The 25,402-nt window shown below is 64.0% G+C and carries 25 protein-coding genes and 1 tRNA gene; 6 read left to right on the top strand and 20 right to left on the bottom strand.

The annotated features are described in order from the left end of the window. Positions 1 to 225 precede the first annotated feature (225 nt). Positions 226 to 353: transfer RNA gene (locus CH249_RS27980), tRNA-Arg, on the top strand. 74 nt (positions 354 to 427) lie between these two features. Here CH249_RS27980 and CH249_RS27635 read toward each other — a convergent pair. Then, entirely contained in the window at positions 428 to 877 is a 450-nt protein-coding gene (locus CH249_RS27635; protein ID WP_143544491.1) for a hypothetical protein, read from the bottom strand. Between the two features lie 100 nt (positions 878 to 977). Between CH249_RS27635 and CH249_RS15390 the strand changes: the two genes are divergently transcribed. Then, positions 978 to 1,259 carry a hypothetical protein gene (locus CH249_RS15390; RefSeq protein ID WP_094683207.1) on the top strand — a complete coding sequence of 94 codons (282 nt, stop codon included), beginning with the start codon at positions 978 to 980 and terminating at the stop codon, positions 1,257 to 1,259. Positions 1,260 to 2,265: 1,006 nt separating this feature from the next. On the opposite strand, the gene CH249_RS15380 is transcribed toward CH249_RS15390, so the two are convergent. The 11 genes from CH249_RS15380 to CH249_RS15325 all read right to left on the bottom strand — a co-directional run bounded on the left by CH249_RS15380 (position 2,266) and on the right by CH249_RS15325 (position 9,795). Further along, on the bottom strand, positions 2,266 to 2,778 hold the full coding sequence (locus CH249_RS15380) for an AAA family ATPase (protein WP_094683205.1): 513 nt from the start codon (positions 2,776 to 2,778) through the stop codon (positions 2,266 to 2,268). Positions 2,779 to 3,163: 385 nt separating this feature from the next. After that, complete coding sequence (locus CH249_RS15375) at positions 3,164 to 3,352, bottom strand: hypothetical protein (protein WP_094683204.1); 189 nt, start codon at positions 3,350 to 3,352, stop codon at positions 3,164 to 3,166. After that, positions 3,352 to 4,617 (bottom strand): phage major capsid protein, encoded by a 1,266-nt coding sequence (locus CH249_RS15370; protein ID WP_094683203.1) that lies wholly within the window; start codon positions 4,615 to 4,617, stop codon positions 3,352 to 3,354. Before CH249_RS15370 ends, CH249_RS15375 begins: the two co-directional genes overlap by 1 nt. A gap of 13 nt (positions 4,618 to 4,630) precedes the next feature. Then, complete coding sequence (locus CH249_RS15365; protein ID WP_094683202.1) at positions 4,631 to 5,197, bottom strand: HK97 family phage prohead protease; 567 nt, start codon at positions 5,195 to 5,197, stop codon at positions 4,631 to 4,633. Positions 5,198 to 5,447: 250 nt separating this feature from the next. Beyond that, positions 5,448 to 5,669 carry a hypothetical protein gene (locus CH249_RS15360; RefSeq protein WP_094683201.1) on the bottom strand — a complete coding sequence of 74 codons (222 nt, stop codon included), beginning with the start codon at positions 5,667 to 5,669 and terminating at the stop codon, positions 5,448 to 5,450. Then, positions 5,666 to 5,911 (bottom strand): hypothetical protein, encoded by a 246-nt coding sequence (locus CH249_RS15355; protein ID WP_094683200.1) that lies wholly within the window; start codon positions 5,909 to 5,911, stop codon positions 5,666 to 5,668. The genes CH249_RS15360 and CH249_RS15355 overlap by 4 nt, the downstream gene beginning before the upstream one ends. A 558-nt stretch (positions 5,912 to 6,469) precedes the next feature. Then, the gene (locus tag CH249_RS15350) at positions 6,470 to 6,799 is read right to left on the bottom strand and encodes a hypothetical protein (protein ID WP_094683199.1); all 330 of its coding nucleotides are present in this window, start codon (positions 6,797 to 6,799) and stop codon (positions 6,470 to 6,472) included. 1 nt (position 6,800) lies between these two features. Beyond that, positions 6,801 to 7,523, bottom strand: coding sequence for a hypothetical protein (locus CH249_RS15345; RefSeq protein WP_094683198.1), 723 nt, complete (start codon positions 7,521 to 7,523; stop codon positions 6,801 to 6,803). Between the two features lie 478 nt (positions 7,524 to 8,001). Next, complete coding sequence (locus CH249_RS15335) at positions 8,002 to 8,196, bottom strand: helix-turn-helix domain-containing protein (protein WP_094683196.1); 195 nt, start codon at positions 8,194 to 8,196, stop codon at positions 8,002 to 8,004. Next, positions 8,196 to 8,360 (bottom strand): excisionase family DNA-binding protein, encoded by a 165-nt coding sequence (locus CH249_RS15330; RefSeq protein WP_094683195.1) that lies wholly within the window; start codon positions 8,358 to 8,360, stop codon positions 8,196 to 8,198. The genes CH249_RS15335 and CH249_RS15330 overlap by 1 nt, the downstream gene beginning before the upstream one ends. Before the next feature lie 364 nt (positions 8,361 to 8,724). Next, complete coding sequence (locus CH249_RS15325; RefSeq protein ID WP_179273265.1) at positions 8,725 to 9,795, bottom strand: site-specific integrase; 1,071 nt, start codon at positions 9,793 to 9,795, stop codon at positions 8,725 to 8,727. 370 nt (positions 9,796 to 10,165) lie between these two features. Between CH249_RS15325 and CH249_RS15320 the strand changes: the two genes are divergently transcribed. Together CH249_RS15320 and CH249_RS15315 are read left to right on the top strand one after the other, a co-directional pair. After that, entirely contained in the window at positions 10,166 to 11,482 is a 1,317-nt protein-coding gene (locus CH249_RS15320; protein WP_094645823.1) for an HNH endonuclease, read from the top strand. A gap of 223 nt (positions 11,483 to 11,705) precedes the next feature. Next, on the top strand, positions 11,706 to 13,091 hold the full coding sequence (locus CH249_RS15315) for a DEAD/DEAH box helicase (RefSeq protein ID WP_094613778.1): 1,386 nt from the start codon (positions 11,706 to 11,708) through the stop codon (positions 13,089 to 13,091). 27 nt (positions 13,092 to 13,118) lie between these two features. Here the strand turns inward: CH249_RS15315 and CH249_RS15310 are convergent, their stop codons facing one another. Continuing rightward, on the bottom strand, positions 13,119 to 14,384 hold the full coding sequence (locus CH249_RS15310; protein WP_032396257.1) for an MFS transporter: 1,266 nt from the start codon (positions 14,382 to 14,384) through the stop codon (positions 13,119 to 13,121). A gap of 39 nt (positions 14,385 to 14,423) precedes the next feature. On the opposite strand from CH249_RS15310, the gene CH249_RS15305 reads away from it, so the two are divergent. After that, positions 14,424 to 16,454: an ATP-binding cassette domain-containing protein gene (locus tag CH249_RS15305; RefSeq protein WP_256988340.1), complete on the top strand. Its 2,031-nt coding sequence runs from the start codon at positions 14,424 to 14,426 to the stop codon at positions 16,452 to 16,454. Beyond that, positions 16,451 to 17,188 (top strand): energy-coupling factor transporter transmembrane protein EcfT, encoded by a 738-nt coding sequence (locus CH249_RS15300; RefSeq protein WP_094631188.1) that lies wholly within the window; start codon positions 16,451 to 16,453, stop codon positions 17,186 to 17,188. Before CH249_RS15305 ends, CH249_RS15300 begins: the two co-directional genes overlap by 4 nt. A 1-nt stretch (position 17,189) precedes the next feature. On the opposite strand, the gene CH249_RS15295 is transcribed toward CH249_RS15300, so the two are convergent. The 7 genes from CH249_RS15295 to CH249_RS15265 all read right to left on the bottom strand — a co-directional run bounded on the left by CH249_RS15295 (position 17,190) and on the right by CH249_RS15265 (position 25,399). Then, positions 17,190 to 18,845, bottom strand: a complete 1,656-nt coding sequence (locus tag CH249_RS15295; protein ID WP_094645824.1) for a substrate-binding domain-containing protein — start codon at positions 18,843 to 18,845, stop codon at positions 17,190 to 17,192. Positions 18,846 to 18,937: 92 nt separating this feature from the next. After that, positions 18,938 to 20,569 (bottom strand): substrate-binding domain-containing protein, encoded by a 1,632-nt coding sequence (locus CH249_RS15290; protein ID WP_094683193.1) that lies wholly within the window; start codon positions 20,567 to 20,569, stop codon positions 18,938 to 18,940. An 11-nt stretch (positions 20,570 to 20,580) separates the two neighbouring features. Beyond that, a complete protein-coding gene (locus CH249_RS15285; RefSeq protein ID WP_032395799.1) occupies positions 20,581 to 21,012 on the bottom strand; it encodes an SRPBCC family protein in 432 nt (143 codons plus the stop codon). An 81-nt stretch (positions 21,013 to 21,093) separates the two neighbouring features. After that, positions 21,094 to 22,761, bottom strand: a complete 1,668-nt coding sequence (locus tag CH249_RS15280; RefSeq protein ID WP_045196546.1) for a cation acetate symporter — start codon at positions 22,759 to 22,761, stop codon at positions 21,094 to 21,096. Beyond that, complete coding sequence (locus CH249_RS15275) at positions 22,761 to 23,060, bottom strand: DUF485 domain-containing protein (RefSeq protein WP_045200254.1); 300 nt, start codon at positions 23,058 to 23,060, stop codon at positions 22,761 to 22,763. Before CH249_RS15275 ends, CH249_RS15280 begins: the two co-directional genes overlap by 1 nt. Positions 23,061 to 23,290: 230 nt before the next feature. Further along, a complete protein-coding gene (locus tag CH249_RS15270; protein ID WP_094631185.1) occupies positions 23,291 to 25,033 on the bottom strand; it encodes a cation acetate symporter in 1,743 nt (580 codons plus the stop codon). Between the two features lie 6 nt (positions 25,034 to 25,039). Then, positions 25,040 to 25,399, bottom strand: coding sequence for a hypothetical protein (locus tag CH249_RS15265; protein ID WP_094683192.1), 360 nt, complete (start codon positions 25,397 to 25,399; stop codon positions 25,040 to 25,042). Between the last annotated feature and the right edge of the window lie 3 nt (positions 25,400 to 25,402).

Genomic DNA, 25,402 nt, shown 5'->3' with positions numbered 1-25,402 from the left:
CTCGTTTCAGGTCAAGGCGAAATAGTGGGCGATCGTTTCCGCGCACTGCGGACAAACCGAGCGGCACCTGGCCTACGAACCTGTTGCCCACTTGCCTGGCGCTCTGCACCGGCACCCAGCGGGTTGACCTCAACTGTAGGTGCCCAGCCACCCCGGCACCACCCCGGTGGCCGGGGGTGCATCTGAGGTAGATGCAAAGTAGCGCCGATCAAGCGCCAACTAGCGGCATCCGTTGCGCAGGAATGCGATTGGAGCTTGAGCGGGAGATAGCACCCTGGCCAACGCCTCTCGGAAAACGCCAGAGCAACCCTCTCCTAAAGGGTAGGTCGCAGGTTCGAATCCTGCCGGGGGCACTCTCTGACCAGCGGATACGCTGGGATATTGGGTTGTCGTTGAACACACATCGAATAGATCACACTCGGAGCCGCTAGAGCACAGCATGACTCCATCGCTCGTACGTCCGCTCCTCGCGTTCGATCTCAAGCCGCTGCCGGAGTCGCCGACTTTGAGTCGACTGCTCGATCTCCTTCACTTCGTCGCCCGATATCTCGCGGAAGTCGACCAGCAGGTGGTCTCCCGGCACCACGTCGTTGACATCGAGCACAAGGAAGTCACCCCTGTGCATCACGCGCCAATCGGCGTCTACACGGGCGTCAGTGCATGGAATTTGGCCGTGGTTGAACACCCACGCAGCTTGTAGCTGAACCGGCTTCCCGCCTGTTCGCGTCAGCACCGCCACACCCGACGGCTTACGTTCAGACAGCGAGAACGGTTCTGGACGGCGTAGCCAAGCCGCTACTTCCCGGATAAAAGCCGGAGCACCAAAGATCGCAGCAGCAACAGCGCCGACGGTTCCGAGAATTACGACGGTATCCATGCCACGTATCCAACCACCCGGCCCCGACAATTCCGGCACGCTGAGCGCTCCGCAGGCGCATGATCGGGTGACGGTCGGGCCGACTACCGGAGGTTTGCGCATGGATGACCAACAGCTCTTGGAGAGCGCCAGCAAGGAACAATTACAGGACCTTGTTGCGATCTGGACCGAGGTCCCCGCGGCGCTGAGGCACAGACCCGAGCCCGGCGACGACGAGGTACTAGCGCGGGTCGATCGGTGGCGGCTCGCAACGATTCAAGTAGCGCTCGCCAAGGGAATCACGCGCTCTATGCTGCCCGGAGAGATCCAGATCGACCAAGACCTAATCAAGGCACTTCGCGAGAATCGCTGCAACATCCTGGGCGGCTTCACGCCCGCCTGACCAACAAACATACGAAAGCCCCGACCAACCGGATTCGGCAACCGGCTGTTCGGGGCTTTCGTCGCGCTGGGAGCGAATCAGCACGGTACTCATCAACAGAATCGGGAGGCTTCCGTTCTCCCGTACGCCAGGGTACCCGCGTTCGTCGGCGCGTGCTCGCGTGAAATCAAGCCGTACGGCTGTACGGTTTAGGTCGAATCGGGGTAGACTTCGAGGCAGTTTTGCCCTCGATTCAGGGGGTCAAATACAGCTTTTTCCGAAAAACTCATATCGTACCTGCTCAGAGGCACAAAACGCCTGGTCAGAGGGGGTAAAAATCGACAGAGAGAGACGCGGCTGACTGGTCGCGGGGTCAGCCTAGGTCCCTGACCTGCGGAAGTAAGCCCCCCCTACCCTGTCGGCAGGCCTCTGACCAGCGCTTCTTAGGGCTCACTCACTCGGAGGGCACTGTGCAATCTGCTCTCTCGACAACCGTTGGTGGACAACGACTTACAAGCCTGTCACTCTGGACGTGGGAGCGAACCCACGAGACCTACTGAGACAGAGGCCATTCCATGTACGCAGACATCGGACTAGGCAGTCCACTACTGCCAGCACCACCGACCACGGACACCATCGTCGAGGACGACACGAACGATGACAGTTCAACTGAGACAACAACAATCACAACAACGATTACGAATGCTGTTGTCAGAGTGTGGAAGACAGGAACGATACAGACGATCACACGTTGGGCACTGCGACTGCTGGTGGTCTACGTCGTCGTCGGCATGGCGTGCGCTGCTGCACTGCTGGTGCATGTGTTGCCAAGGACTGTGCAGCTGATGGTCAACACAGTGTCATTCAGTTGGTGGACAACACAGTTGGTCATGTTCGTTGGGTGTGCAGCAACGGGACAGGGAGCACGGTGCTCACGTCGACCACGTCTGCTGCAGGTCCACCCGACCACACCATGGTTCAACACCACCAACCTGCAGACGTTGTGGACCCGCACGGCGTGGATGGTCTAACCCCACTGGCGAGAGGTACGGGGCTTGAACGGCACTCTGCGGCCTTCGGAGGTGTACACGAACTGCTGAGCCTCGGCGGCTTTCTTCTGCGCCCTGCGGATCTCTCGACGCTCGGGGTAGTAGTAATCGAGGGCAACGTCTTTCAGATGCGGCGGGCGCTCGGCAGCGATACGAGCCATGACAGTTTCCTCGCCAGGATCGAGCACGTGGATCTGTGCGTCGACTTCGGTGTATCGCTTGCGCTGGTGGGCATTTGGACTCGTGTGGACGATGTAGGCATCGAGAGCGAGCCCGCGCCAGTGATCGGACTTGAGAACGTAGTCCACCGCGGCGCGTCGTGAAGCCTGCACCATCCGAGCGAACGCCTGGTCGTACATTCGAGATCCACCCGCGCCGAACGCGTCGGCCATCACGTCGAAGTCGATCACGAGATCCACACCGGCCCGCGCATGATCGGCGACGAACGTCGACTTACCCGACGCTGGTGGTCCTGTGACGACGTGGATCATGATTCTCGGCTCTCAGTCGATCTGTGGCGGCGTTTCGCGGCGCTGGTGATACTGGAACACCCCCGGCCGATCATCGGAGCGTCTGCGGCTTGGTGGGGTAGCCGAGCGCTCGACGAAAGATCGGTCGAGGGTGTCGATCCCGCTCGGTGGGCTCCGCTAAAAGTACCGAACGGGAAGTGTTGCTCTGTAGGCGAACTCGGACCAACACGTCCAGTCGCTTACGCCGGGGTGAAAGAAGTCACAAGCCCCTCGGCGTACATCGGACTACTGAGCTATCGAGCGCCACGCGGACACTCGACCCCCAAGTCCTGCAATTGAACTCGGGGAAGATTGGGGACCTGCAGTGCGGTAGCCGCGTCCGACGAATACCGCACTGCAGGTGGTTCTACTGCCTGAGCTTGTCGGGCTCGGCGGTGGGTGAATCGGGCAGTGAGCGCCACTGAGAGACCGGAATGCCCTCCCGCAGTGGTTCACCGATCAGATCGTCCGCGCCTGCCAGGAGACGCTGAGCCTGTGACCACTCGGACGCGAGCCAGTCGACTCCCCCGGCACTACCGCCAACGATGCTCGGCATTACGCACGGAGTCCGAGATCGACCTGGAACGCCTTCGGCTGAGCAACTGCGACATCCCAACGCGAGGACGCCAGGAATGCGACCTGTCCGGTATCGGCGTAACGCTCTTCGAGCACCTTGATCGTGAACTCGGACCGGAGACCGATGTACAGCTGAGTGAAGTCACCGGTGATCAGGTAGCTCGTGTCGGTGCTGGTGCCCTGCAGCACGTTGTTCGGGACGACCGAACTGACCAGTCCCGAAGGCAGATTGGCGGGAGGCGTGAGGTAGTCACCCTGCGAGTTCTTCAGGAGCGCCAGCGACGTTGCCGTACGGGGCGATCCGATCTGTGCGGTAGGCAGGAAGTTTTCGGAGAGCACGTTACCGTAGGCCTGGATCAGCCAGTCGTAGTTCGTGACCGCGGTACCGTTGGCCCCGTGCGAGACCTTGGGCACTGCAGGCACGTTCACGATACCGAGCGGATTGGGAGCTACCCCGTCGCCGAACAACGCGAACTTGTCGATCCCCAGCGCATACTGTGCCGCAAAGGCATTCGAGATCACGTCGCCGATATCGGGGTTCGAGTCTTCGAGCAGTTCCTTGGAGATCAGGATCAGCCGGTCGAACGTCTTCGCGTCGAGGGTCACGCTGTCGAACGTGAGGTCCTGAGCGACACGCTGGGCACCCTCGGCGTAGAAAGCTGGCGAGCCTTCGCCGGTCAGTCGCGGCACCCGCAGAGTCTTCGAGGTCATCGGGACAACGGTCGCACCGGCCTTGAGCACAACGGCTTTCGCGCGCGCCAGGTCGATCACCTCGGACCCGAGTGGTGTCGGCACGATCGCCGTCGAGTTGGTCGTCACGAGAGCGCGCTCTGCCTCTGAGCCTTCCCAGCGGCCAGAAGCCATGCCCCGCAGGAGCTTGTCGAGACTGAGACCCGTTCCGCGGCCTTCGATGTGGCCGTTCTGAGCTTCCCACTGGCGCAAGCTCTCACCCTTCGAGAGGGTCAGCTTTCCGCGAAGTGTGTTGGTCGACTTGTCGTCCCGGTTCTGGGGCTTCGGATCGTCGGTGTAGTCGGAGTTGGCCCCGAACTGCTTGAGCGCGTCCATCCGAGCTTCGATCTTCGCCAGGTGCTCGCGAGCTTCCTTGTGCTGGGCCTCCAACGTGTCGAAACGCTCGGCGTCCTCGCCTACGAGATCGGTTCCGCGGGTCGCCAGCTCGGTGAGTTCGGCTCGGGAATCTGCCAGGAACTTGATTACAGCTTCCTTGTTCATCTTCGAGATATCCATGATTATTCCTTCTCTAGTTGTCTAGGTCGAGCAAACGCAAACGTCGCTGCGCTGCTTCAGAACTGAGTGATTGTGTGTCCGCGTGGCGAGATCCCGTAACGGCTGCAGCGTCTCCGTATGCGCCTTCGAGGACCAGTGAGACCTCGGAGAGTGCTACCTCTGTGAGCGTGCGCTGTGTCGACTTCCGGTCCCAGATCTCGGTGATGGCGCGGAACCCGATCGAGAGATGATCGAGCGAGCCGTCCCGTACCAATTCGAGCGCCTCGTCGCCTGCCTGAGTGCGTGAAACTCGGAACTCGGCATAGAGACCCTCGGTGCGCTCTTCGAGCAGTACGGCGCGGCCCAGGGGCATCTGCGAGCGGTTGTGGAGTCCGAGCAACTTGACCCGATCACCACGTTCCCTGATCGTCTTCGCGAAAGCGCCCTTGCGGATCACTTCGGTGAACGTGCCTTCCCAGCTGTTGATCTCGGCAGGCGAGTCGAAGGGCGCGGCGATACCGGCGATGATCCGTTCGTCTGCAGCGTCGGACCTGAGTTCGAGCTGTAGAGGGGTAGTGCGGCGAATGATGTTCTGGGACATGGGATTTCCGTTCGAGGTTCTGCGCGGCGTGGACACACGTATCCTTCGAGAACGGCCCTAGGTGCGCTGCGACCAGTGGGTTTCCTTCCCCGGCTGGTGCTTCTTCGCTGGTGAGCGTTGCTGCGGCGCTGGCGTATTCCCGTGGCTCGTGAGAGCTGAAGTCGGGGCGACCTGCTACTCACCAGGGTACCCACGGGGGGTATCGACTTGTCCAGCGTCGCGCCTTGGATTGGTCGATACCCCCTCGGGCCTACTCGGTGTGCGCGGCGACGAACTCGTTCCACTCCACCTCGGAGTCGAAGAACGAGCGGTCCACGCTCGCGTACGTGATCCCCGCGGCGCGGAACTCGATCCAGTCGTCGACGTGATGCGCGGTCGTGCCGGGTTCGAGCCTGATCCGCTCTCGGTCGTCGGCGCTGAGTGTGTCGAGACCGGCCCTCAGTTCGTCGTAGAGCTTGCGGTTGGCGGTCATGGTCTCTCACTCTCGGTCGAAGGTTGTTGCCGCTTGTGGCGGTCGATACGGGCCTGCACCGTCTGGTGCTCCCAGTGGCCCGAGTTCCACTTGCGCGCTTGCTTGGATGCGCCGACCTCGTGGACGTGATCGGTACGGCGTTTGCCCTCGATCCACACGAACTCGACCCGTTGTCCGGCCACGATCGGGTTTCCACACTTCGAGCAGTCCAGATGCCCGTTGTACTTCGCGTTGAACGCCACTATCGGGTTTCGAGTTCGGTAGACGGATCAGCGTGGACGTACCTGACTCGACCATCCGGTGCCTCCCGTAGGTGCCCGTAGGCGATCTGTCTGTCGATCTCCCAGTCGTGATATCCGGCCCGGTGCAACGATTCTCGGGTTTCCCCGGCGACGTGAGTTCGTACGCGCATGAGTAGCCCTTCGGTGCGGGTCATGGTTGCGCCTGCTGAATCCTGTTGTTGTTCATAGCTTTTGAGTCCTTCTGTTCGGTCGTTGATAACGCTTCTGGTGTAGAATGGCCTTTGTCCCGCGCAGACACTGGAGGAATTACATGCACCCCACTTCAATCTCCACCGACGACCGAATTCGATTCGAGATCGTCGATACTCCGGAATTCGACATTCGTGGCAATCGCGTTTATGCCCGAGTCTGGCGAAATCGGTAAGTCGAAATACCCCCAGCCCGCAGCTTTCGGTTCTTACGCCTGAATCGAACGCTGCGGGCTTTTTCGTGCCTGGGGTACCTCGGGTGTAGGGCCAGCTGGTCCAGTCGCTCAGTGGCGATCCTGGGCGGTTGGAATCACGGCCCGGTGATCCTGTCGTAGTCGTCGGCAGTCTGTCCGAGCGCCTGTCGAGCCAGATCCAGCGCTCTCTCGGCATCTTCGGCGTTGGCGAGGTCCACGAATGCCAGCGCTGTCCCGTCGTCCCATATCAAATCGAAATCGGCCACACGGATCGAATTTTCCTGAAGCGCTTTCAACAGTTTGAATTGAGCCATTGCGATGATTGCGAAATTGTAGGTCCATTCTTCCTCGGTCCATTCCGGTGAATCGCAATCGCAATCCGCCCAACCGAGCGAAATCGTGCCCGGTGTTGTGGGATCAATACTTAACGAAATCGGTTCGCTCATGCTAGATCACTGTTCCGTTCCCGAGGTCGATCAGCGCGCGTTTGCGCTTTCTTGGGTGTGCGCTTTCTGGGTGTGCGCCTCGGTCGGTGTTGGAGCTTTCCGGCGCAGAGCGAGCGTCCGGTTCACCGGTAAGCGCTGCGGCAGCGCCGCTGGAGTACGAAGTACTCCCTTCCCCTGTAGGGGAAGTCTTACTTCTGTCGCGCGATAGGTCCCCGGGGGGACAAGCGCTTTCTGTCCCTACCCGTGTCCCCTGGGGACGAGACTCGCTCTGCTCCTTGGTGGATCGGACGGCTCGGCGGCGTTTGCTGGGCTTGTTCCGATCTTGTTCGAGCGCTTGAACGGCCTGGTCGAGAGTGGTCTGTCCCTCGAAATTCAGGTACACGTAATCGGTGTCGTAGTCGAGCAAACCGGCCGCTTTCAACCGATCGAGGGCAGGTGGTACCCGGCGAATACCGCCCGAATTCGCGACACTTCTCGCCACTGCCATCGGCAACAACAGACGATTAAGATCGTCGAACCTCGCGCGTAACTTCTCGGAAGGGGCGTATTTCGCGTTCGTGTCCCCTAGGGACAACTGTGCTCGGCGGTCGGCCTTGAGGTCGGTTCGGAAGTCGTCCATGGCTCGTGACATCAGCTCGTGCCACAGTCCGACATCGGCGAAAGTGAGCCCGAATTCTTCGCGTACTGCGCGCATATCAGTCGCTTTCCACCAGTACTCACTCACCGCCGGACTCGTCGATTCGGAAAGTCTTTCGATGCGAATACAAAATGCCGCCGGTCTCGGGGTGGCGAGTTTCCGAGATGTATCCGAGTGCGGCCAACAGTTGCAGCGATGCTCGAATCGACGTTCTATTCCTGGCGTCGAGCGTGGTGGTGATCTCAGCCGTTGTGACCCAGAATTCCGAGAGGCTTTCGAGTAGGCGACTGGTTCTCAGTATGGAATTCAATACCGGATTGCGATGTAGTGATTCTGGTATATCCGACTGGTGTCCACGCTTTATCACTTCGACTTCCCTTCCCTGCGGCGTAGTTGCATGTAGTGGTTCTGGCACCGGTTACGTGAGCGCGCTTCTCGGTCGCACAATCGCTCGATACACAACGGTTTACCGTTCTCGGAATACTGCTCGACTGCAGCAAGCTCGGCAGGTTCGGAGCTGTAAGTCAGCTCGTTGGAATACCGAGCGCCAGCGACCACACCAGCGCTACGCATCGGGCCGAACCTCGCTGGCCGCGATCAGGGCGTCGACATCGCCCCTTAGGATGCGAACCGGCGAATTGCGACCGCTGCCGAGTTTGAACCCGCGCAACGTGCCGATCTTTACCCAGTTGAGAACGGTAGCCGATGTCACCGAAAGCTCCTGTGCCACTTCGTCGGGCGTGAGATAGGCGGCGGTCATCAGTTCACCGGCTCTAACCACGAGTCGACGGCTGCTCTGCGAATGCGGATCTGGCGACCGGCGCGAACGGCCTTGAGCTTGCGCTCGGCTATCGCCTTACGGACGGTATCGGGGTGCACGTCGACAAGCTCGGCAACTTGTGCGAGAGAAAGGAATTCAGACATGGGTAGGCCTCACTGAGTGGAGTGTCGGCGCGGCTCCGAGTGAAGTGGACGCCAACCCGTCCATACTCGCGATGCGCCAGTGAGTGCCTCGGCAGTCCTGGGTTCCGGCTCTCGACTACGCCGGTCGTGGTGCTCACCGAATACCCGGTTGGCTCGGGTTCGTTCGGTGTCAAAGTCGACTCTACCGACTCGATCCGACTACCGCACCCCTTCTGCCTTGAGTCCGTGCCGACGCTGGTCAGAGCGCGCATTCCGAGCCCTGAGATCCACGGAGCCGAGCGATTCGGCTGTCGAGGTGGTCGGTGTTACCGGACCCAATTTCAGGTGGCGTAACAAATGTTTCAGGCTGAGTCTTTTTACTCACTCACATCTCGTCGAGCTTGCGGGCGATCTCGGCGTCGAGTTCGGCGGCGGCGTGTTGGTAGATCAGCGCAGCGTCCACCGTGGCGTGCCCGATCCGAGACATCAGCTGTTTGGTCGTCGCGCCGGTCTGAGCGGCCAGCGTTGCTGCTGTGTGCCGTAGCTCGTGCGGGCGCAGATCCTCGATACCGGCGGCGTCCCCTGCTGCCCCTACCGCGCGACGTAAGGTCCAATCGGTCAGGTACCCCTCGGGGCCACCAGCGCCAGGGAACACGAGCGAATCAGGCCCCGGCGCGGTGTGCTGCTGCAGGTGCGCGACGATCACGGGCCTAATCCGTTTGGGCACCTGCACATCACGGATACCGGCCTCGGTCTTCGGTGGTCCGAGATAGTAGACACCGGACCGGTAGGTCACGGCGCGCTTGATCGACACGACAGAGGCGTCCTCGGCGATATCTCGGCGGCGCAAGCCTTTGAGTTCACCGGGGCGCAGTCCGCACCAACCGCCGATCAGCACTGCAGCGCGTAGCTCGATAGGGGTGTTCTCGGCGACGGCGGTCAGTTGCGCGACGGTCAGGGCTCGAATCTTCCGGGTCCGCTTGGCCACCATGGCGCGCTGCTCGACACACGGGTTCGAGGTGATCAGGTTCTCGCGCAATGCATCTCGGCATATCGAGTGCAGCAACCCGTAGGCGTGCGCTCTGGCAGTCGGCTTGTTCAGCAACAGATTCGAGTACCAGGCGCGAACGATCGTCACGGTCAGGTTCGACAAGGGCACGTTACCGAGCACTGGGACGATGTGGTTGGCCAGAGTCTCCTGGTATCCCTTGCGCGTCCTCGGAGTGAGTGTGCGCTGCGAGATGGTCAGCTCGGCATACTCGCGCAACGTCTGGCCGCGCTTGTCCTCGGTGCCGGGCGGGGTCCACGTCCCTCGGTCGATCTTGCGGCGCTCGTCGGCCAGCCAGCCCTCGGCGTCGATCTTCGACGCGAACGTCGTACCGGAAGGAGTCGGGGTGAATACCGTCATCTGGTGCCAGTAGCTCGCTCGGTAGCGCCCGCTCGGGAGCTTGGCCACTCTGCCCCACCCTCGGCGTGATCGTGGCTTAGCGGGCTTCTCAGATCTCGGTGATCCTGCCGACATTTCGGACGCTCCGTTGCATCTGCGTTGAATAACAGAGCCGGTTCGTTCGTACTCGATCCGATCTGTTCTGCCGGTGTCGACGATACCGACTGCAGGTCAGCGGCACAATCGACCACCTGACCAGCGGTGACAGAATCAGGTCACGGCTTATTCAAATCCTGCCGAGGGCACCACCAGACGAGTCCGATCTATGCCCTCCATCAGTTGCGTGCCGCTGTTGCGCTGCCTGAAAATCCCCGTTACTATCGAACATACATTCGAGTACTGGGGGGAACTCGTGATCACAGCTGTACAAGATTTGCCGTTGACGTCCGATGAAGTGCTGAGCTTCGTCGCGCGTCTTCAGTCATCGGAGTTCGATGTCGACGCAGCAGCAGGCATCGATCTGATCTCCGCCCTCGAGACGATCAAGTGCGCCAGCGTGGCCGTTCAAGCCATCGTGACCGACGCCGTGGCGACGAACATCAGTAATGTACGCCGCGAGCGCGGCAAGCCGAAAGCTCAGTGGCGCATAGGTATTGCGTCACAGATCGGCCTGGCTCGACGCGAATCACCGAACCGCGGCGGCACTCATCTGGGCCTCGCTCGCGCCCTGGTGCACGAAATGCCGCATACCCTGGCTCGCCTGAAAGCCGGAGAACTCAACGAGTGGCGCGCCATGATCCTCGCCCGCGAAACCGCATGCCTCACCGTCGACGACCGCCGCACCATCGACGAACGACTGTGCGCGGACCCCGCCACACTGGCCGGCGCGGGCGACCGCACCATCGAGGGCCGCGCCCGCGCCCTGGCCAACGAACTCGACGCCGCCTCCCAGGTGAAGCGCCGCGCCAAGGCCTACGCCGCCCGACGCACGAGCACCCGGCCAGCCCCCGAATCGATGGGCTTCTTCACGGTCCTCACCTCGATGGAGAAGATGGTCTGCATGTGGGCGACCTTGCGACGAGACGCCGACACCATCGTCAACTCCGGCGGTGAGACACGGACCCGCGACCAGATCATGGCCGACCTCGTGTTCGAGCGTGTCACCGGCGCAGCCGCCGCACAGAGCCCGCCGGTGACCGTCGACATCGTCATCGCCGACGCCGCCCTCCTGGCCGGCGGCTCCACGTCCGCGTACGTGCACGGCTATGGCGACATTCCGTCCGACGTCGCCCGGCAACTCATCCGACACACACTCGACAGTGAGACGCACGTCGCATTGCGTCGCCTATACGCGCATCCGACATCCGGCGCATTGACGGCGGTGGAGTCCACATCACGCGCATTTCCAACCGCGCTTGGACGCCTCATCGATCTGCGAGATCGCACCTGCCGCACTCCGTGGTGCGACGCGCCGATCCGTCACCACGACCACATCAGACCGCACTCCACAGGCGGCAGAACGAGCGCCGAGAACGGTGCAGGCCTTTGTGCCGCATGCAATTACGCGAAAGAGGGCGTGGGCTGGACGGCCGAGGCCCTACGAGACAAACGGGGCGCTCGACATCGCTACCGGCTCATCTCACCCACCGGGCACACCTATGACTCGAGCGCGCCGCCGATGCCGGTGGTCGAGGTCTACAACTCGAGAATCGAGAACGTGATCATCACCGGTCTGTTCGACGACGACGCCGCATGACAGGTCGCGGCGGGAAGATACCGAGCACCGACTCGGTTACACTCGTCAACGGCGCGCCCAGCTGCACGCCAGACGTCGTGGAATGCTCCCGAACCTCCATGTGCACCCAGCACAGGCTTCTCTTACGGCGATCGAAACTGCCCACCGGCAGTCTCGCCACCTTGCATCTCGGCCCGAAGGCCCGCAGGTGCAACACCCTGCCCGAAAGGCACTTTTCATCACTATGACGACCCCACAGACTTTCGCTGCACTCGGCGTACCCCAGGCCATCGCGGATGTACTCGCGAGCCAGGGCAAGACCGAGGCATTCCCCATCCAGGCCGACACCCTTCCCGACACACTGCAGGGACGCGACGTGCTCGGACGCGGAAAGACCGGCAGCGGCAAGACACTCGCGTTCTCCATCCCGATGGTCGCTCGACTCGCCGGCCAGCTCCCCGGTAACCGGAAGCCCGGCCGCCCCCGTGGCCTGATCCTCGCGCCGACGCGTGAGCTCGCCACCCAGATCGCCGTCGCGATCGAACCCCTCGCCTCCGCGTACTCGCTGAAGGTCACCACGATCTTCGGTGGTGTCTCGCAGGTCCGTCAGGTCTCCGCGCTCAAGGGTGGAGTCGACATCGTCGTCGCCTGCCCCGGCCGGCTCGAAGATTTGATGAAGCAGCGTCACCTCACCCTCGACGGCGTTCAGATCACCGTCCTCGACGAGGCCGACCACATGGCCGACCTCGGGTTCCTGCCGGTCGTCACCCGCATCCTCGCTGCCACCCCGGACAAGGGCCAGCGCATGCTGTTCTCCGCGACCCTGGACAACGGCGTCGACAAGCTGGTCAAGCGCTTCCTGCACAACCAGATCACGCACTCCGTCGACGAGGCCACCTCGCACGTCGAGGCCATGACGCACAGCGTGTTCGAGGTCGACGGCGTCGAAGCCAAGAAGAAGCTGGTCCACCAGCTCGCCTCCGGCACCGGACGCCGCATCCTGTTCATGCGCACCAAGCACCAGGCCCGCAAGCTCGCCAAGCAGCTCACCGACGCCGGAATCCCGTCCGTCGACCTGCACGGCAACCTCTCGCAGGCCGCACGCGACCGCAACCTCGCCGCGTTCTCCTCCGGCCAGGCTCGCGTCCTCGTTGCCACCGACGTCGCAGCTCGTGGCGTTCACGTCGACGACGTCCAGCTCGTCGTCCACGTCGATCCCCCGGCCGAGCACAAGGCGTACCTGCACCGTTCCGGCCGCACCGCACGCGCGGGAAGCGCCGGAGACGTCGTGACCGTCGTTCTGCCCGAGCAGCGCAAGGACACCGCAGTACTGCTGCGCAAGGCCGACATCAAGGTCACGCCCATTCGCGTCACCGCCGACTCGCCCGCCGTGGCGAACCTCGTCGGCGAGCAGGCTCGTTACGTCCAGCCCGCGCCGAAGGCCGAGCAGGCACCGGCTCGCACCGCGAATCCTCGCAACAGCAACAACGCGCGACGCGGCGGCCCGGCCCGCAGTGGTGGTCAGCCCCGCAGTGGTGGCCAGCCCCGCAGTGGTGGTCAGCCGCGCAGCGGTGGTGGCGGCCACAGCCGTCGCGCAGCAGGACCGGCCACGAGCCAGCGCAGCCGCTGATCTCGGCCTGAGCGCGGAAAGCCCTCCCTACGAGGGCTTTCCGCGCTTTGCTGTTCTCACACTCACCACCGCCGCAACCGCGCAGAGACCAGCTGCGCCGAACCACGCCATCGTGTACTCACCGGTCGCGTCCCGCACGACGCCTGCGACGACCGACGCGATGCCGGCACCGATCTGATGTGAGGCGAACACCCAGCCGAACACCAGCGAGCCTCGGTCGCCGAACACCTCGCGACACAGCGCAATAGTGGGCGGAACCGTTGCCACCCAATCCAATCCGTAGATCACCACGAAGATGACGATCGACGGCTGGATGGTCGCGGACAGCAACCACGGCAGGAACAGCAACGACACGCCGCGAAATCCGTAGTACGCCGCCAACAGGTAGCGCGGGTCGACGCGATCGGTCAACCACCCCGATGCGATCGTTCCGACGATGTCGAAGATTCCGACCACCGCCAGCAGACCTGCAGCGGTGGTCTCGTGCATTCCGTGGTCGTGCGCCGACGGGATGAAGTGAGTTCCGATGAGGCCGTTGGTCGTTGCGCCACAGATCGCGAAGCCCACCACCAGAGCCCAGAAGGTTCGGACCCGGCTCGCGTCGCGCAACGCCTGTATCGCGGCCCTGGCGGGGTTCACCGTCGACTCCACGACGACCGCTGTGTAATCCTCCGGCGCTCCGTAGGGGGTCACGCCGATGTCCGCCGGCATGTTGCGCAGCCACCGCAGGACGAAGGGCACGACGATCAGCGACCCGCCTGCGATGAGGAACGAGGCGGCGCGCCAGCCGGACCTGTCGACGAGCTGAGCGATCAGGGGCAGAAAGATCAGCTGCCCCGTCGCACTGCCTGCCGTCAGGATTCCCGACACGAGCCCACGCCGCTGCACGAACCACCGATTGGTCACCACCGCCGCGAAGACGAGGGCCATCGATCCGGTACCCAGGCCGATCATGACGCCCCAGGTCAGTACCAACTGCCATGCCTGGGTCACGAACACACTCAGAGCGCTGCCTGCCGCCACGACGATCAACGCCGTCGATGTCACCGCCCGGATTCCGAAGCGTTCCATCAGGGCCGCAGCGAACGGCGCAGTCAATCCGAACAGCACGAGGTTGACGCCCACCGCCAGCGACAACATCGACCGCGGCCAGCCGAACTCGTCCTGCAGCGGCACCATCAGCACGCTCGGTGCCGCCCGGAAGCCCGCGGCGCCGACGAGAGCGAGGAATGCCACGGCGGCAACGATCCAGGCCGGGTGAATCCGCCTGCGCGTCCTGATCTCGGAAGTCACGGTGACATTGTGCGCCTTGTCGGCTGGCACACTGGAGCGGTGACCGTCAGCTCTTCCCACACGACCAAGTCAGGGCCCCTCGGTCCGCAGGAGATGGCGACCGCTGCCGTCATGAGCAGCTTCACCGTCGCCCTGACGGTGATCGGTGTGTTGGTGCCGATGGCGGCGATCCTTCAGGTCGTCGCGGCGATTCCCATGTCGGTGGTCGCGCTCCGGTATCGAACTCGCGCACTGGTCACCTCCGCGGTCGCCGGCACCCTCGTCGGCTTCGTCGCGGCCGGCACCCAGACGGCCATCACCGTCGCCAGCGCCGCTCTACTGGGCGGCCTGGTCGGGCGGGCCAAGCGCAAGAAGCAAGGACTGTTCGGCGTTCTCGTCACCTCGATGGTCGTCGGGCCGGCACTCGGAGCGTTGACCGTGCTGATGCTCCTCATCCTCGTTCCGCTGCGAGAGCTGTTCCTCGAGACTCTCCGCAACACGTTCGAGGGCATTTCACGACTGCTCGAGCGCACATCGGCACTGCAAGGCGTTGCCGACGTGATCCGCACCGGCTCCACGACCGTGCTCGACAACTGGTGGTGGTGGGCAGGCGGATCGATCGCCTTCGGCATCGTCACCGGAACGCTGTTCGCATGGCTCATTCTCACCGCGATCCTCGACCGGCTCTCCACCATTCCCACCCCCGAGCCGCTGGCCCCCAGCACCGACGACGAGATCGGGCCGCTGCCGGTCACGCTCAACGCGGTGGGATTCCGCTACCCGGGAAGCACGACGTCCGCGCTGACCGGCGTCGACCTCCGCATCGAGACCGGCGAATTCGTGACGATCGTCGGCCACAACGGTTCCGGCAAATCGACGCTGACTCGGATCCTCGCCGGCCTCGAACCGTCGGAGGGAACCGTGGACAGGCCCGGCTCGACCGGTCTCGGACGGTACGGCGGCACCGCGGTGGTGCTGCAACGCCCCGAAAGCCAGATCCTCGGCACCCGCGTCGCCGACGACGTGGTGTGGGGACTGCCTCCCGGCGACTCACGCCCCGACGTGGAGGCCCTGCTCGACGAGGTCGGCCTCGGCGGCATGGGGGCGCGCGACACTGCCTCCCTGTCCGGCGGCGAAATGCAGCGACTGGCCGTCGCCGCCGCACTCGCTCGCCGTCCGGCACTTCTCATCGCGGACGAGGCAACCGCGATGATCGACGCCTCCGGGCGCGAACATCTGGTCTCGCTCCTCGCCGAACTACCACGCAGGCACGAGATGTCCGTCGTGCTCGTCACCCATCACGTCTCGGAGACCGTCGCTGCGGACCGAGTCGTACATCTGCACGAGGGCTACCAGGTGCAGTACGACACCGCCTGGATGCACGCTCGAACGGACAATCCGACTGCGCTGCACGATAATTCGAGTGAACGACTCCTCGAACTGAGCGGGGTCGAGCACACGTACAACCGCCGCACCCCCTGGGCGCAGGTAGCACTGAACGGCGTCGACATCACCGTCAAACGTGGTGAGGGTGTGCTGGTTCTCGGTGGCAACGGTTCGGGCAAATCCACACTCGCCTGGATCATGGCCGGCCTCACCGGCCCGACCGGCGGCACCGCCCAGCTCGGCGGAAAGGCGATGACCTCACGCGTCGGCGATGTCGGGCTTGCGTTTCAGCACTCCCGCCTGCAGTTGCAGCGGCGCACCGTCTCCGAGGACATCGCGGCCGCCGCCGGCCCCGAAACAGGCTCTGCCACAGTGTCGGCCGCGATGGACGCCGTCGGCCTGGACAGATCTTTGGCCGCTCGCGACATCGATTCACTCAGTGGTGGTCAGATGCGACGCGTCGTGTTGGCGGGGCTCATTGCGCGTCGACCTCGAATGCTGGTTCTCGACGAGCCACTGGCCGGGCTCGACCCTCCCGGACGCGACGACATCATCGGTGTTCTCGCCGGACTACGCGATCGCGGAGTCGCCATCGTCGTGATCTCGCACGACGTGGACGGAATGGACACCGTCTGCAGCCGCACCATCACGATGGCCGACGGCCACATCGTCTCCGATTCGATCCTGGGGAGCGTGCACTCGTGACCACCGTCGTACTGCGTCAGGTCCCACGATTCTCACCGATCCACCGCCTGTGGGCCGGCACCAAACTCGTCGCGGTACTGCTGCTGAGCATCACTCTCGTCGTGGCACCGACGTGGCCCGCCCTCGGAATCGTGTTCGCACTGTTGGTCGTCGCCGCGATCGTCGCGCACGTCCCGATCACCGCAGTGCCGCGTCCACCATGGTGGATCTGGGCACTGTTCGGAGTGGGCGCACTGATCAACCTGCCGATCGGAGGCGCAGCAGTACTGGTGTATCTGCGCGCGACGCTCTTCATCTTCGTCCTGCTCGGCGCGTCGATGATGATCGGCTGGACTACCTCGATGAGCGACATCGCACCTGCGGTCTCCAAACTGGGCACGCCGCTGAAGAAGCTGAAGTTGCCGGTCGACGAGTGGGCCGTCGCCGTGGCTCTGAGCCTGCGGTCGCTTCCGCTGCTGATCGAAGAGATGCGCACCCTGAACGCGGCTCGACGCCTGCGCCCCAAGCCGGTCGTCAACAGCGCCTCGGACAATTCCCTGGTCGACATCGTCACGACGGTGATGTCGGTTGCCATCAGACGGGCCGACGAAATGGGTGGGGCCATCACCGCCCGCGGAGGCACCGGAATGATCACCGCCACCGAGGCACGGTTCAAGGCCTCCGACGCGGTGACGCTGACCGTGGTGACTCTCGCGTGCGCCACAGCCATCGCGATCAGTGTCCTGTGGAGCTGAGCTACCCGCCCGCGAGACGCTCGGTGCGCGAGTTCAAGGCCTTGACGAACACGTCCGGGATGTCTCGGGGATCCTCCGCAACATAGCTCGTTCCGCCGGTTGCAGCCGAGATCTGTTGCAGTGCAACAGGATCCGCGTCACCGGTGACGCCGACGGTGATGATCACGATGGGCCGCACCGGATCCTGTTCCTTCTGCAGCGTTGCCAGCAGCTGATCGAGGGAAATACTGCCCTCGTCTTCGTTGGCTCCGTCGGTCAGGATGATGACGCTGTTGACGTAATCGGGGTCGTATCCCTCCTTGACCCGCCGGAACGCAGCCAACGTGGTGTCGTAGAGCCCTGTTCCGCCTCCGACGAGAGCCGGAAGACCTCGGATCGAATCGAGAATGGCGTCGCGCTGCGACTTTCCGTTGAAGGTACCGTCGGCCTTGCCCATCGGCACCAACTCGCGGTAGTCCTGCTTGCCGCCACCGAGGCCGATCGAGAAAGCCCAGAGGCCCATTTCCGTCTGGTCGCTGAACAGCGAGTTGGCACCGACCGATGCGTCGACGGTGAGTGCGATACGCGTCGAGTCGCCCGACTTCGCCGCCATCGAACCCGAGACGTCCTCGACCACGAGCGTGCGCAGCGGCAGCGCCAGGACGGCCCAGTCTCGCAATGTCGTTTCGATGGACAGCGGGTTCTTGATCTCGAGCGACGCCACCGATCCGACGCCTCGGCCGTCGGACAGTGGTGTGCCACTCGACGTTCGGAACCCGGCTGCGACCAAGATGTCGGTGGCCGACGTAGTGGCGAGCACCGAGGCCAACGCCGCTCCTGCCTTCTTCACGCGGTCGTACTCGGGTCCGGCCGGTGCCGTGACGGCCAGTGGGTAGTTGAGGAAGTAGCTCCCGGTCGGCGGAACCGACTCGGTCAACTCCGATCCCGGATTGTCGGCCTCGTACGCCAGCAGCGCCTGCTCCGTGGCCACGCTGGTGCCGCCGTCCGTGGCCACCTGGGCCACCAGATCCGGGGTGTCGTGTGGGGCGTCCGCGATCCGTCCGAAGTCCTGCGCCATGGGCACCAGTGCCGCCGACACGGCCTTGGCGTCGGAGATGGCCACCTCGGATTCGGCCAGTGCACCGAGGATCGCGGCATTCGATGCGCTGCTGGTCAGGGGGTCACCGATGCGTTGACCGGGAAGTTGGAGCACGCTGAGCCAGGTATCGGTCACCGGCACGGCATCGGATTTCGAGACCAGGACCGGCAGCGTGTTCGCGACCGAGGCCTTGGCCAGCTCGGGAAGTGCCCCGGTCGAGCGCAGGGTCTTGAGCAGCCACAGCGTCGAATCCGGGATCCACAGATCCGGACGCTCGTCATCGGTTCCGGCGATTTCGGTGGCCGTATCGGTGGGGCGTTCGGGGCGGACCTCGAAGTTCACGCAGCCGCGCTCGACCTCGCCTGCCTGCGAGACGATCTGCTGCACCGGTTCGGCGATCGACATGTCCACCGCCAGCGAGACCGTGTCGAGGGAATCGCAGGTGTCCGCACCGGATGCGCGTACGGCCTGCACTCCGAACCAACTGCCGACCACGACAACGACTGCCACCAGCGCGAGCACCGACCAGGTCGCGGCCGAACCGAACCGGCGCGGACTACCGCTGTGACGTCCCGACATCGATGCAACCCCCTGCTCGGCCCCCAGCTGCACTCACGAATGCAACCGCACGCACACTCAGAAGTGACGCGACGCACAGCATAGTAGCCTCCTCAGCGACCGGAGCGACTTCTGAGCGCATTGACGAACACGTTGGGGATCTCCGCAGGATTTCGTGCGACGAAGCTCGTACCGCCCGTGGCCGCCGAAATTTGTTGCAGTACACCGGCATCCGCATCGTCGGTGATTCCGATGGTGACGATGACGACCGGCTTGGACGGGTCCTGCTCGGCTCGCAGAGTCGACAGCAGCTCGTCGAGCGAGATGCTGTCGGGGTCCTCGTTGGTGCCGTCGGTGAGGATGATGACGCTGTTCACCGCATCGGGGTCGTAGCCCTGCTGCACGGTGCGGAACGCGGCCAACGTGGTGTCGTACAACCCGGTACCACCTCCGACCAGGGACGGCAGCGTTCGGGTCTGCTGCAACAGCACCTCACGCTGAGTGGTGTTGCCGACCTGCTCGTCCATTCGCCGGATCGGTGCCAGCTCACGGTAGTCCTGATCGCCACCGCCGAGTCCGATCGAGAACGCCCACAACCCCATCGACGCGTTGTCGGGGAACAGCCGATTTCCGGTCTCACTGGCCTGCACCGTCATGGCGATACGTGAATTCGCCCCGGCGCTGTAGTTCATCGATCCGGAGACATCCTCCATCACCAACGCCCGCGACGGGAGCGCCAAGATCTGGTACTGACGCAACGTCGATTCGGCGGCCTGTTGATCGGCAATCGTCAGGGGCGTGACGTCCCCGATCCCGCGATCGGAATCGAGCGAGGCCATGTCTGCGGAGCGGAACCCGGCGTCGGACAGAGCCTGCTGCCCCTGTTCGGATTGAATGGCCGTGGCCAGTGCCGTCCCGACGGACTTCGCGGTCTCGTGTCGATCGCCCGCGGGTTCGGTCACCGCCAGCGGAAAGTTCAGGAAGAAGGCACCGGTCGGCGGAGCCGTCGCGCCGAGTTCGACGTTCTTGTCCTGCTGGTAGTCCAGGTAGGCCTGCTCGGACACCACCGCGACTCCCCCGTCGGCGACCAGATCGTCGAGGCGCACCGTCGGATCGGCCTCGCCGCGAGTGGCGGCCTGAGCCTGAGCGATGGGGACGAGCGCCGCCGAGACCGAGTCGAGCGCGGTCTCGTCCGATCCGGCCTCTGCCACCGCGCCCAGGATGGCCGCGTCGGACGTGGTGTTGGCCAACGGATTACCGATGCGCAGACCTTCGAGCTTCAAGGCAGTGAGCCAGGTGTCGAAGAACGGCACCTCGTCCTTGCGTGCCGCGAGCACGGCGGGGGTAGCCGCCACCGATTGACTCGCCAAGTCGATCAACGACGCAGTGGACCGCACCGTCTTGCCGATCCACAGTGACGAATCGGGAACCCAGAGCGAGGGCACGTCGTCGCCCTTGGCCACCGCGGCCGAGACTTGACCCGACTCGGTGGCGGTGACCTCGACGGCGGCGCAACCCAACTCCTCCGACGAGGTCTTGTCGACGATCTGCTGCAACACGGGTGCGATCGCCGGATCCGCGGCAAGCGACAAGGCCTCGGGATCACCGCACTCGGAACCGAAGGCCTTCAGACCGACGAACACTCCGCCGCCGAGAACCAGCAACAGAACAACGGCCACGATGCCGTACTTGGCCATGCCCCTACTGCGCGAGGTGGACGACGGGGCACTGTGTCTACCGGGCATGGCGCGACCTGTCAGGCGTAGATCTTGACGAACGTCTTCAACGAGTTCTCGATGTCGCCCTTGAGAGCGCGCGCGACGCCGGAGCCGATCGGACCGAACAGCGGCGCGCCGCCGAGGTTGATGTCGATGGTGATCTCGGAACCGTCACCCTTGGATTTCACGGACATGTTCAGACCGATCTTGACCCCGCCCTTGCCGTTGCCCTTGAGCTCGAGCTTCTTGGGCGGGTCGTAGGACTCGATCTTCCAGGACACGCGGTTGCGCATGCCCTTCACGCTGGCGACGGAGTCCAGGGTGGTGCCGACGGCCAGCTGCTCGGGCAGCTCACCGCGCCACGCTTCGTGGATGGAGAGCCACTGCTCGTAGCCGGACAGATCGGACGCGTGCGCCCACGTCTGCTCGGGGGTCAGCGGGACGTCGAGGGAAACCTTCAGCTTGGCCACAGCAGGGATGGTAACCGTTGAACGAAAAATGCCCGTGTGAGGCCTTGCTCACACGGGCACTTTCGATGGAGCCTGGATCGGTCAGTGAGCGCTGGCCTTCTCCGCACCGATACCGGTGAGGGAGCGAACCTCCATCTCGGCCTGCTTGTCGGTGCTCTCGGTGTCCTTCGAGATCAGGGTTCCGACGATGCCGAGGATGAATGCCAACGGGATCGAGACGATGCCGGGGTTGGACAACGGGAACCAGGCGAAGTCCGAGCCGGGAATCATCGACGTCGGCGATCCGGAGACGGCCGGGGAGAAGACGATCAGCACGATCGTCGAGATCAGACCGCCGTACATGCTGAACAGTGCGCCGGTGGTGGTGAAGCGACGCCAGAACAGCGAGTACAGGATGGTCGGCAGGTTCGCGGCCGCAGCGACTGCGAACGCGAGTGCGACCAGGAACGCGATGTTCTGCCCGTTGGCGAGGATGCCGAGGCCGATGGCCAGGATCCCGATGACGACGGCGGTGATGCGCGAGACCTTGACCTGCTTCTTGTCGTCGACCTTGCCCTTCTTGATGACGCTCGCATAGATGTCGTGAGCGAACGACGCCGACGCGGTGATCGTCAATCCGGCGACCACGGCCAGGATGGTCGCGAAGGCGACCGCCGAGATGACGCCGAGCAGAATGACGCCGCCGAGTTCGAAGGCCAACAGCGGAGCTGCGGAGTTCTGACCGCCGGCCGAGGCCAGGATGCGGTCGGGTCCGACGATCGCTGCGGCACCGTAGCCGAGCACCAGGGTGAACAGGTAGAACGCACCGATGAGCGCGATGGCCCACACGACGCTGCGACGAGCTTCCTTGGCGGTGGGCACCGTGTAGAAGCGCATCAGCACGTGCGGCAGACCCGCGGTGCCGAGGACCAGCGCGATGCCGAGCGAGAGGAAGTTGATCTTGGAGGTGGCGCTGCCGCCGTACTGGGCGCCGGGCTCGATGACGTCGCGCGCTGCGACGGCGTCGCTTGCCGATCCGGCCACCATGGTCTGCGCGCTGCCGAGCAGCTCGGAGAAGTTGAGGCCGAACTTGGCGAGAACCAGAACGGTCATGAACGCCGCACCGGCGATAAGCAGAACGGCCTTGATGATCTGCACCCAGGTGGTGCCCTTCATGCCGCCGATGAGCACGTACGCGATCATCAGCACACCGACGATGGCGATGACGATGGACTGCCCGGTGCGGTCGGAGATGTCGAGGAGCAGTGCAACGAGTCCGCCTGCGCCTGCCATCTGCGCGAGCAGATAGAACAGCGAGACGGTCAGCGTCGACAGCGCAGCTGCGGTACGAACCGGGCCCTGCTTGAGCCGGAAGCTCAGCACGTCGGCCATGGTGAATTTGCCGGTGTTCCTGAGCAGTTCGGCGACCAGGAGCAGGGCGACGAGCCAGGCGACGAGGAAGCCGATGGAGTACAGGAAGCCGTCGTAGCCGTAGACGGCAATGGCACCGGCGATACCGAGAAAGCTTGCCGCCGAGAGGTAGTCACCGGCGATGGCGACACCGTTCTGCGGTCCGGAGAATCCGCCACCTGCGGTGAAGAACTCCGCGGAGGTCGCGTTCTTCTTCGAGGCGCGAATGACGACGGCCATGGTGATGATGACGAACGCGCCGAAGATCGCGATGTTGACGAGGGGTTCACCGACGGTGGTGTCGGCAGCCTGGGCCAATACGTTCACGGCGGGAGTGGAGCCTGCGGAATGACCGATCATCAGTTTTTCGCTCCCTGGGAGGCTTCCATCTCGGCGCGCAGGGCTGCGGCGCGAGGATCGAGTTCACGGTTGGCGAACTTCACGTAGATGCCGGTGATGGCGAACGTCGTGACGAACTGGCCGAGGCCGAGCAGCAGGCCGATGTTGATGTTGCCCCACACCTTGGTCGACATGAAGTCCACGGCGTAGGTGCTCAGCAGCACGTAGAGGATGTACCAGACCAGGAAGAACCCGGCCATCGGGAACACGAAGCTACGCAGGCGTCGCCGGAGTTCCTGGAACTCGGGACTGGCCTGCATGTCGACGAACGCTTGCGCGTCCGGTGGCGAATTGGTTTCCGGTGCGGTCACCTTGGACTCCTGAAGTTGATGTGAGCTCTGGCTGACTCGGAACAGTAATGAGAGTCAGGTCACAAAATCAGGAGGTGGTGTCGATCACACGATGGGCTGCGGGAGTGTGCGACGAGCGGTCGAGAATGGCAGTCGAGCGGTGGCGGCGGGAGTGGAGCCTGGGGAATGACCCAGGTGTCTCAGAGTTCACGCTCTCGGTCTTTGCCCATGTCGAGGCCTTCCGGCAGGTGCAGTCGCGCGAAGATGCGGGAGATGTCCGACGGGATCGTTCTTCGGGTGGCGAGGCTGACGGCGATCATCGAGGCGAAGGCGACGGGGACGCTGACGGCGGCGGGGTAGCCGAGGATCGCCGCCGCCCAGCCGCCGAGGACGCCGTCGGAGATGGGGGTGACGACGGAGATCGACGCGGCGACGAGTGAGATGCCGCCGCCGAGGAGCAGTCCGGTTGCCGCTCCGGCTGCGGTGAGTCCGCGCCACCAGATTCCCAGCACCAGCAGTGGGCACAGGGTGGACGCGGCGACGGCGAAGACGAGTCCGACGGTGCGCGAGAGGTCGAGTGAGACGACGCCGATCGACAGCGCCAACGGCACGGCTCCGGCGAGGATCGCGGCGACGCGGAAGTCTCGGACCTTGCCCGAGAGGACGTCGGTACTGAGCACTCCTGCGATGCTGACCAGTAGTCCGGATGAGGTCGACAGGAAGGCAGCGATGGCGCCCGCGGCCACGAGTGCGGCCAGTAGTTGTCCCGGTATTCCGGACAGCACCGAGCCGGGCAGCAGCAGCACCGCTGCGTCGGATGCTCCGGTGATGAGCAGTTGCGGCACGTACAGCCGGGCGAAGACGCCGAGCACCGTCGGGAACAGGTAGAACATGCCGAGCAACGCCAGGACGGTGAGCGAGGTCAGTCTGGCCGCTCGACCGTCCGGGTTGGTGTAGAAGCGCACGAGCACGTGCGGCAGGCCGAGGGTTCCGAGGAACGTGGCCAGGATCAGCGAGTACACCTGATACAGCGGGTGGGCCCCGCCCAGTCCCCCGCCCGGCATCGCCCACGCCCGGTCGGTGGTCGGCGCTCCCGCGACGACGGGAACGGGTGATCCGGCGTCGAGCGTCAACGACGTGCCCGAGGCGAGCCGATGTTCGCCCGCGTCCAGCAGGACTCGCCCGTCGACGCTTTCGTCGTCGAGGGTTCCCGTCACGGCGACGACGATCGGCGAATCCACCTGCACGAGAACATCGGTGGTGATGTCGACGACGGTTTGCTCGGTCACCGTCGGTGGGGCAGGACTGCCGACGCTGCGGTCGTCGGCGAAGAAGTGCACGGCAAGCACCAGTGCCGGGATCGCGATCGCGGTGAGCTTGAGCCAGTACTGGAACGCTTGGACGAAGGTGATCGAGCGCATGCCACCGCCGACGACGTTCGCGATCACGATCAGCCCCACCGCCAGGGCACCGACCCAGCCGGGCACTCCGAGCAGAATGTTCAGTGTCAGGCCTGCGCCCTGGAACTGCGGCACCAGATACAGCGCACAGATGACCACAACCACCAGCATCGCCACGGTCCGCAACCATGGTGCGCCGAGCCGGAATTCGACGAAATCGGGCACCGTGTACGCGCCACTTCTGCGCAGTGGAGCCGCGACGAACAGCAGCAGTCCCAGGTATCCCGCGGTGAAGCCGACCGGGTACCACAGCGCATCGGCTCCGTACTTCGCGATGAGCCCTGCAACCCCGAGAAACGATGCAGCCGATAGGTATTCGCCGCTGATGGCAGCAGCATTCCACCGCGGCCCGACGGTGCGCGAGGCCACCAGGAAGTCGGAGGTGGTGCGGGCCAGCCGAACTCCGTAGATGCCGATGCCCACCGTGGCCACGGCCGCCAGGATCAGCGCGATCACGGTGGCGATCGGAATGGATCCGTTCACGTGCGCCTAGTCCTCGACCAGGCCGACGAATTCGGTCTCGTTGCGCTCGGCTCGGCGCACGTACGCCCAGCCGACACCGAACAGCAACGGATAGATCGCCACCCCCAACACCAACCACGGCAGACCGATGCCGGACGGCGCGACGTCGGTCACACGTGCGAGGAGCATGCCCAGCAACGGAATTGCGAACAGAATCGACAGCGTCATCACCGCCAGGCGCACCGACAGCAAAAGCTGCGCGCGAACCAGGCTGCGGACCAGGGCGTCGCCCACTTCGGTTTGCTCCTGCACTTCGACGCGGGTGCGCACCATCCGCGCGCCGCGACGTTGCGAGAGCACCACCCGCTGTCGGTGTGGCTGGGTCATCGC

The sequence above is a fragment of the Rhodococcus sp. 05-2255-3B1 genome, from assembly GCF_002258545.1.
Classification (GTDB): Bacteria; Actinomycetota; Actinomycetes; order Mycobacteriales; family Mycobacteriaceae; genus Rhodococcoides.
Note: the sequence above shows the minus strand (reverse complement) of the source record. Positions and strands in the feature narration are given on the sequence as shown.

What these genes read in the sequence shown, in the direction of transcription:
- CH249_RS15335 (WP_094683196.1), bottom strand. Translation starts at nt 8,196, where the DNA reads ATGACCGCCGCCTATCTCACGCCCGACGAAGTGGCACAGGAGCTTTCG.
- CH249_RS15380 (WP_094683205.1), bottom strand. Translation starts at nt 2,778, where the DNA reads ATGATCCACGTCGTCACAGGACCACCAGCGTCGGGTAAGTCGACGTTC.
- CH249_RS15315 (WP_094613778.1), top strand. Translation starts at nt 11,706, where the DNA reads ATGACGACCCCACAGACTTTCGCTGCACTCGGCGTACCCCAGGCCATC.
- CH249_RS15370 (WP_094683203.1), bottom strand. Translation starts at nt 4,617, where the DNA reads ATGGATATCTCGAAGATGAACAAGGAAGCTGTAATCAAGTTCCTGGCA.
- CH249_RS15375 (WP_094683204.1), bottom strand. Translation starts at nt 3,352, where the DNA reads ATGCCGAGCATCGTTGGCGGTAGTGCCGGGGGAGTCGACTGGCTCGCG.
- CH249_RS15295 (WP_094645824.1), bottom strand. Translation starts at nt 18,845, where the DNA reads ATGTCGGGACGTCACAGCGGTAGTCCGCGCCGGTTCGGTTCGGCCGCG.
- CH249_RS15275 (WP_045200254.1), bottom strand. Translation starts at nt 23,060, where the DNA reads ATGCAGGCCAGTCCCGAGTTCCAGGAACTCCGGCGACGCCTGCGTAGC.
- CH249_RS15280 (WP_045196546.1), bottom strand. Translation starts at nt 22,761, where the DNA reads ATGATCGGTCATTCCGCAGGCTCCACTCCCGCCGTGAACGTATTGGCC.
- CH249_RS15265 (WP_094683192.1), bottom strand. Translation starts at nt 25,399, where the DNA reads ATGACCCAGCCACACCGACAGCGGGTGGTGCTCTCGCAACGTCGCGGC.
- CH249_RS15290 (WP_094683193.1), bottom strand. Translation starts at nt 20,569, where the DNA reads ATGCCCGGTAGACACAGTGCCCCGTCGTCCACCTCGCGCAGTAGGGGC.
- CH249_RS15360 (WP_094683201.1), bottom strand. Translation starts at nt 5,669, where the DNA reads ATGACCGCCAACCGCAAGCTCTACGACGAACTGAGGGCCGGTCTCGAC.
- CH249_RS15390 (WP_094683207.1), top strand. Translation starts at nt 978, where the DNA reads ATGGATGACCAACAGCTCTTGGAGAGCGCCAGCAAGGAACAATTACAG.
- CH249_RS15350 (WP_094683199.1), bottom strand. Translation starts at nt 6,799, where the DNA reads ATGAGCGAACCGATTTCGTTAAGTATTGATCCCACAACACCGGGCACG.
- CH249_RS15330 (WP_094683195.1), bottom strand. Translation starts at nt 8,360, where the DNA reads ATGTCTGAATTCCTTTCTCTCGCACAAGTTGCCGAGCTTGTCGACGTG.
- CH249_RS27635 (WP_143544491.1), bottom strand. Translation starts at nt 877, where the DNA reads ATGGATACCGTCGTAATTCTCGGAACCGTCGGCGCTGTTGCTGCTGCG.
- CH249_RS15365 (WP_094683202.1), bottom strand. Translation starts at nt 5,197, where the DNA reads ATGTCCCAGAACATCATTCGCCGCACTACCCCTCTACAGCTCGAACTC.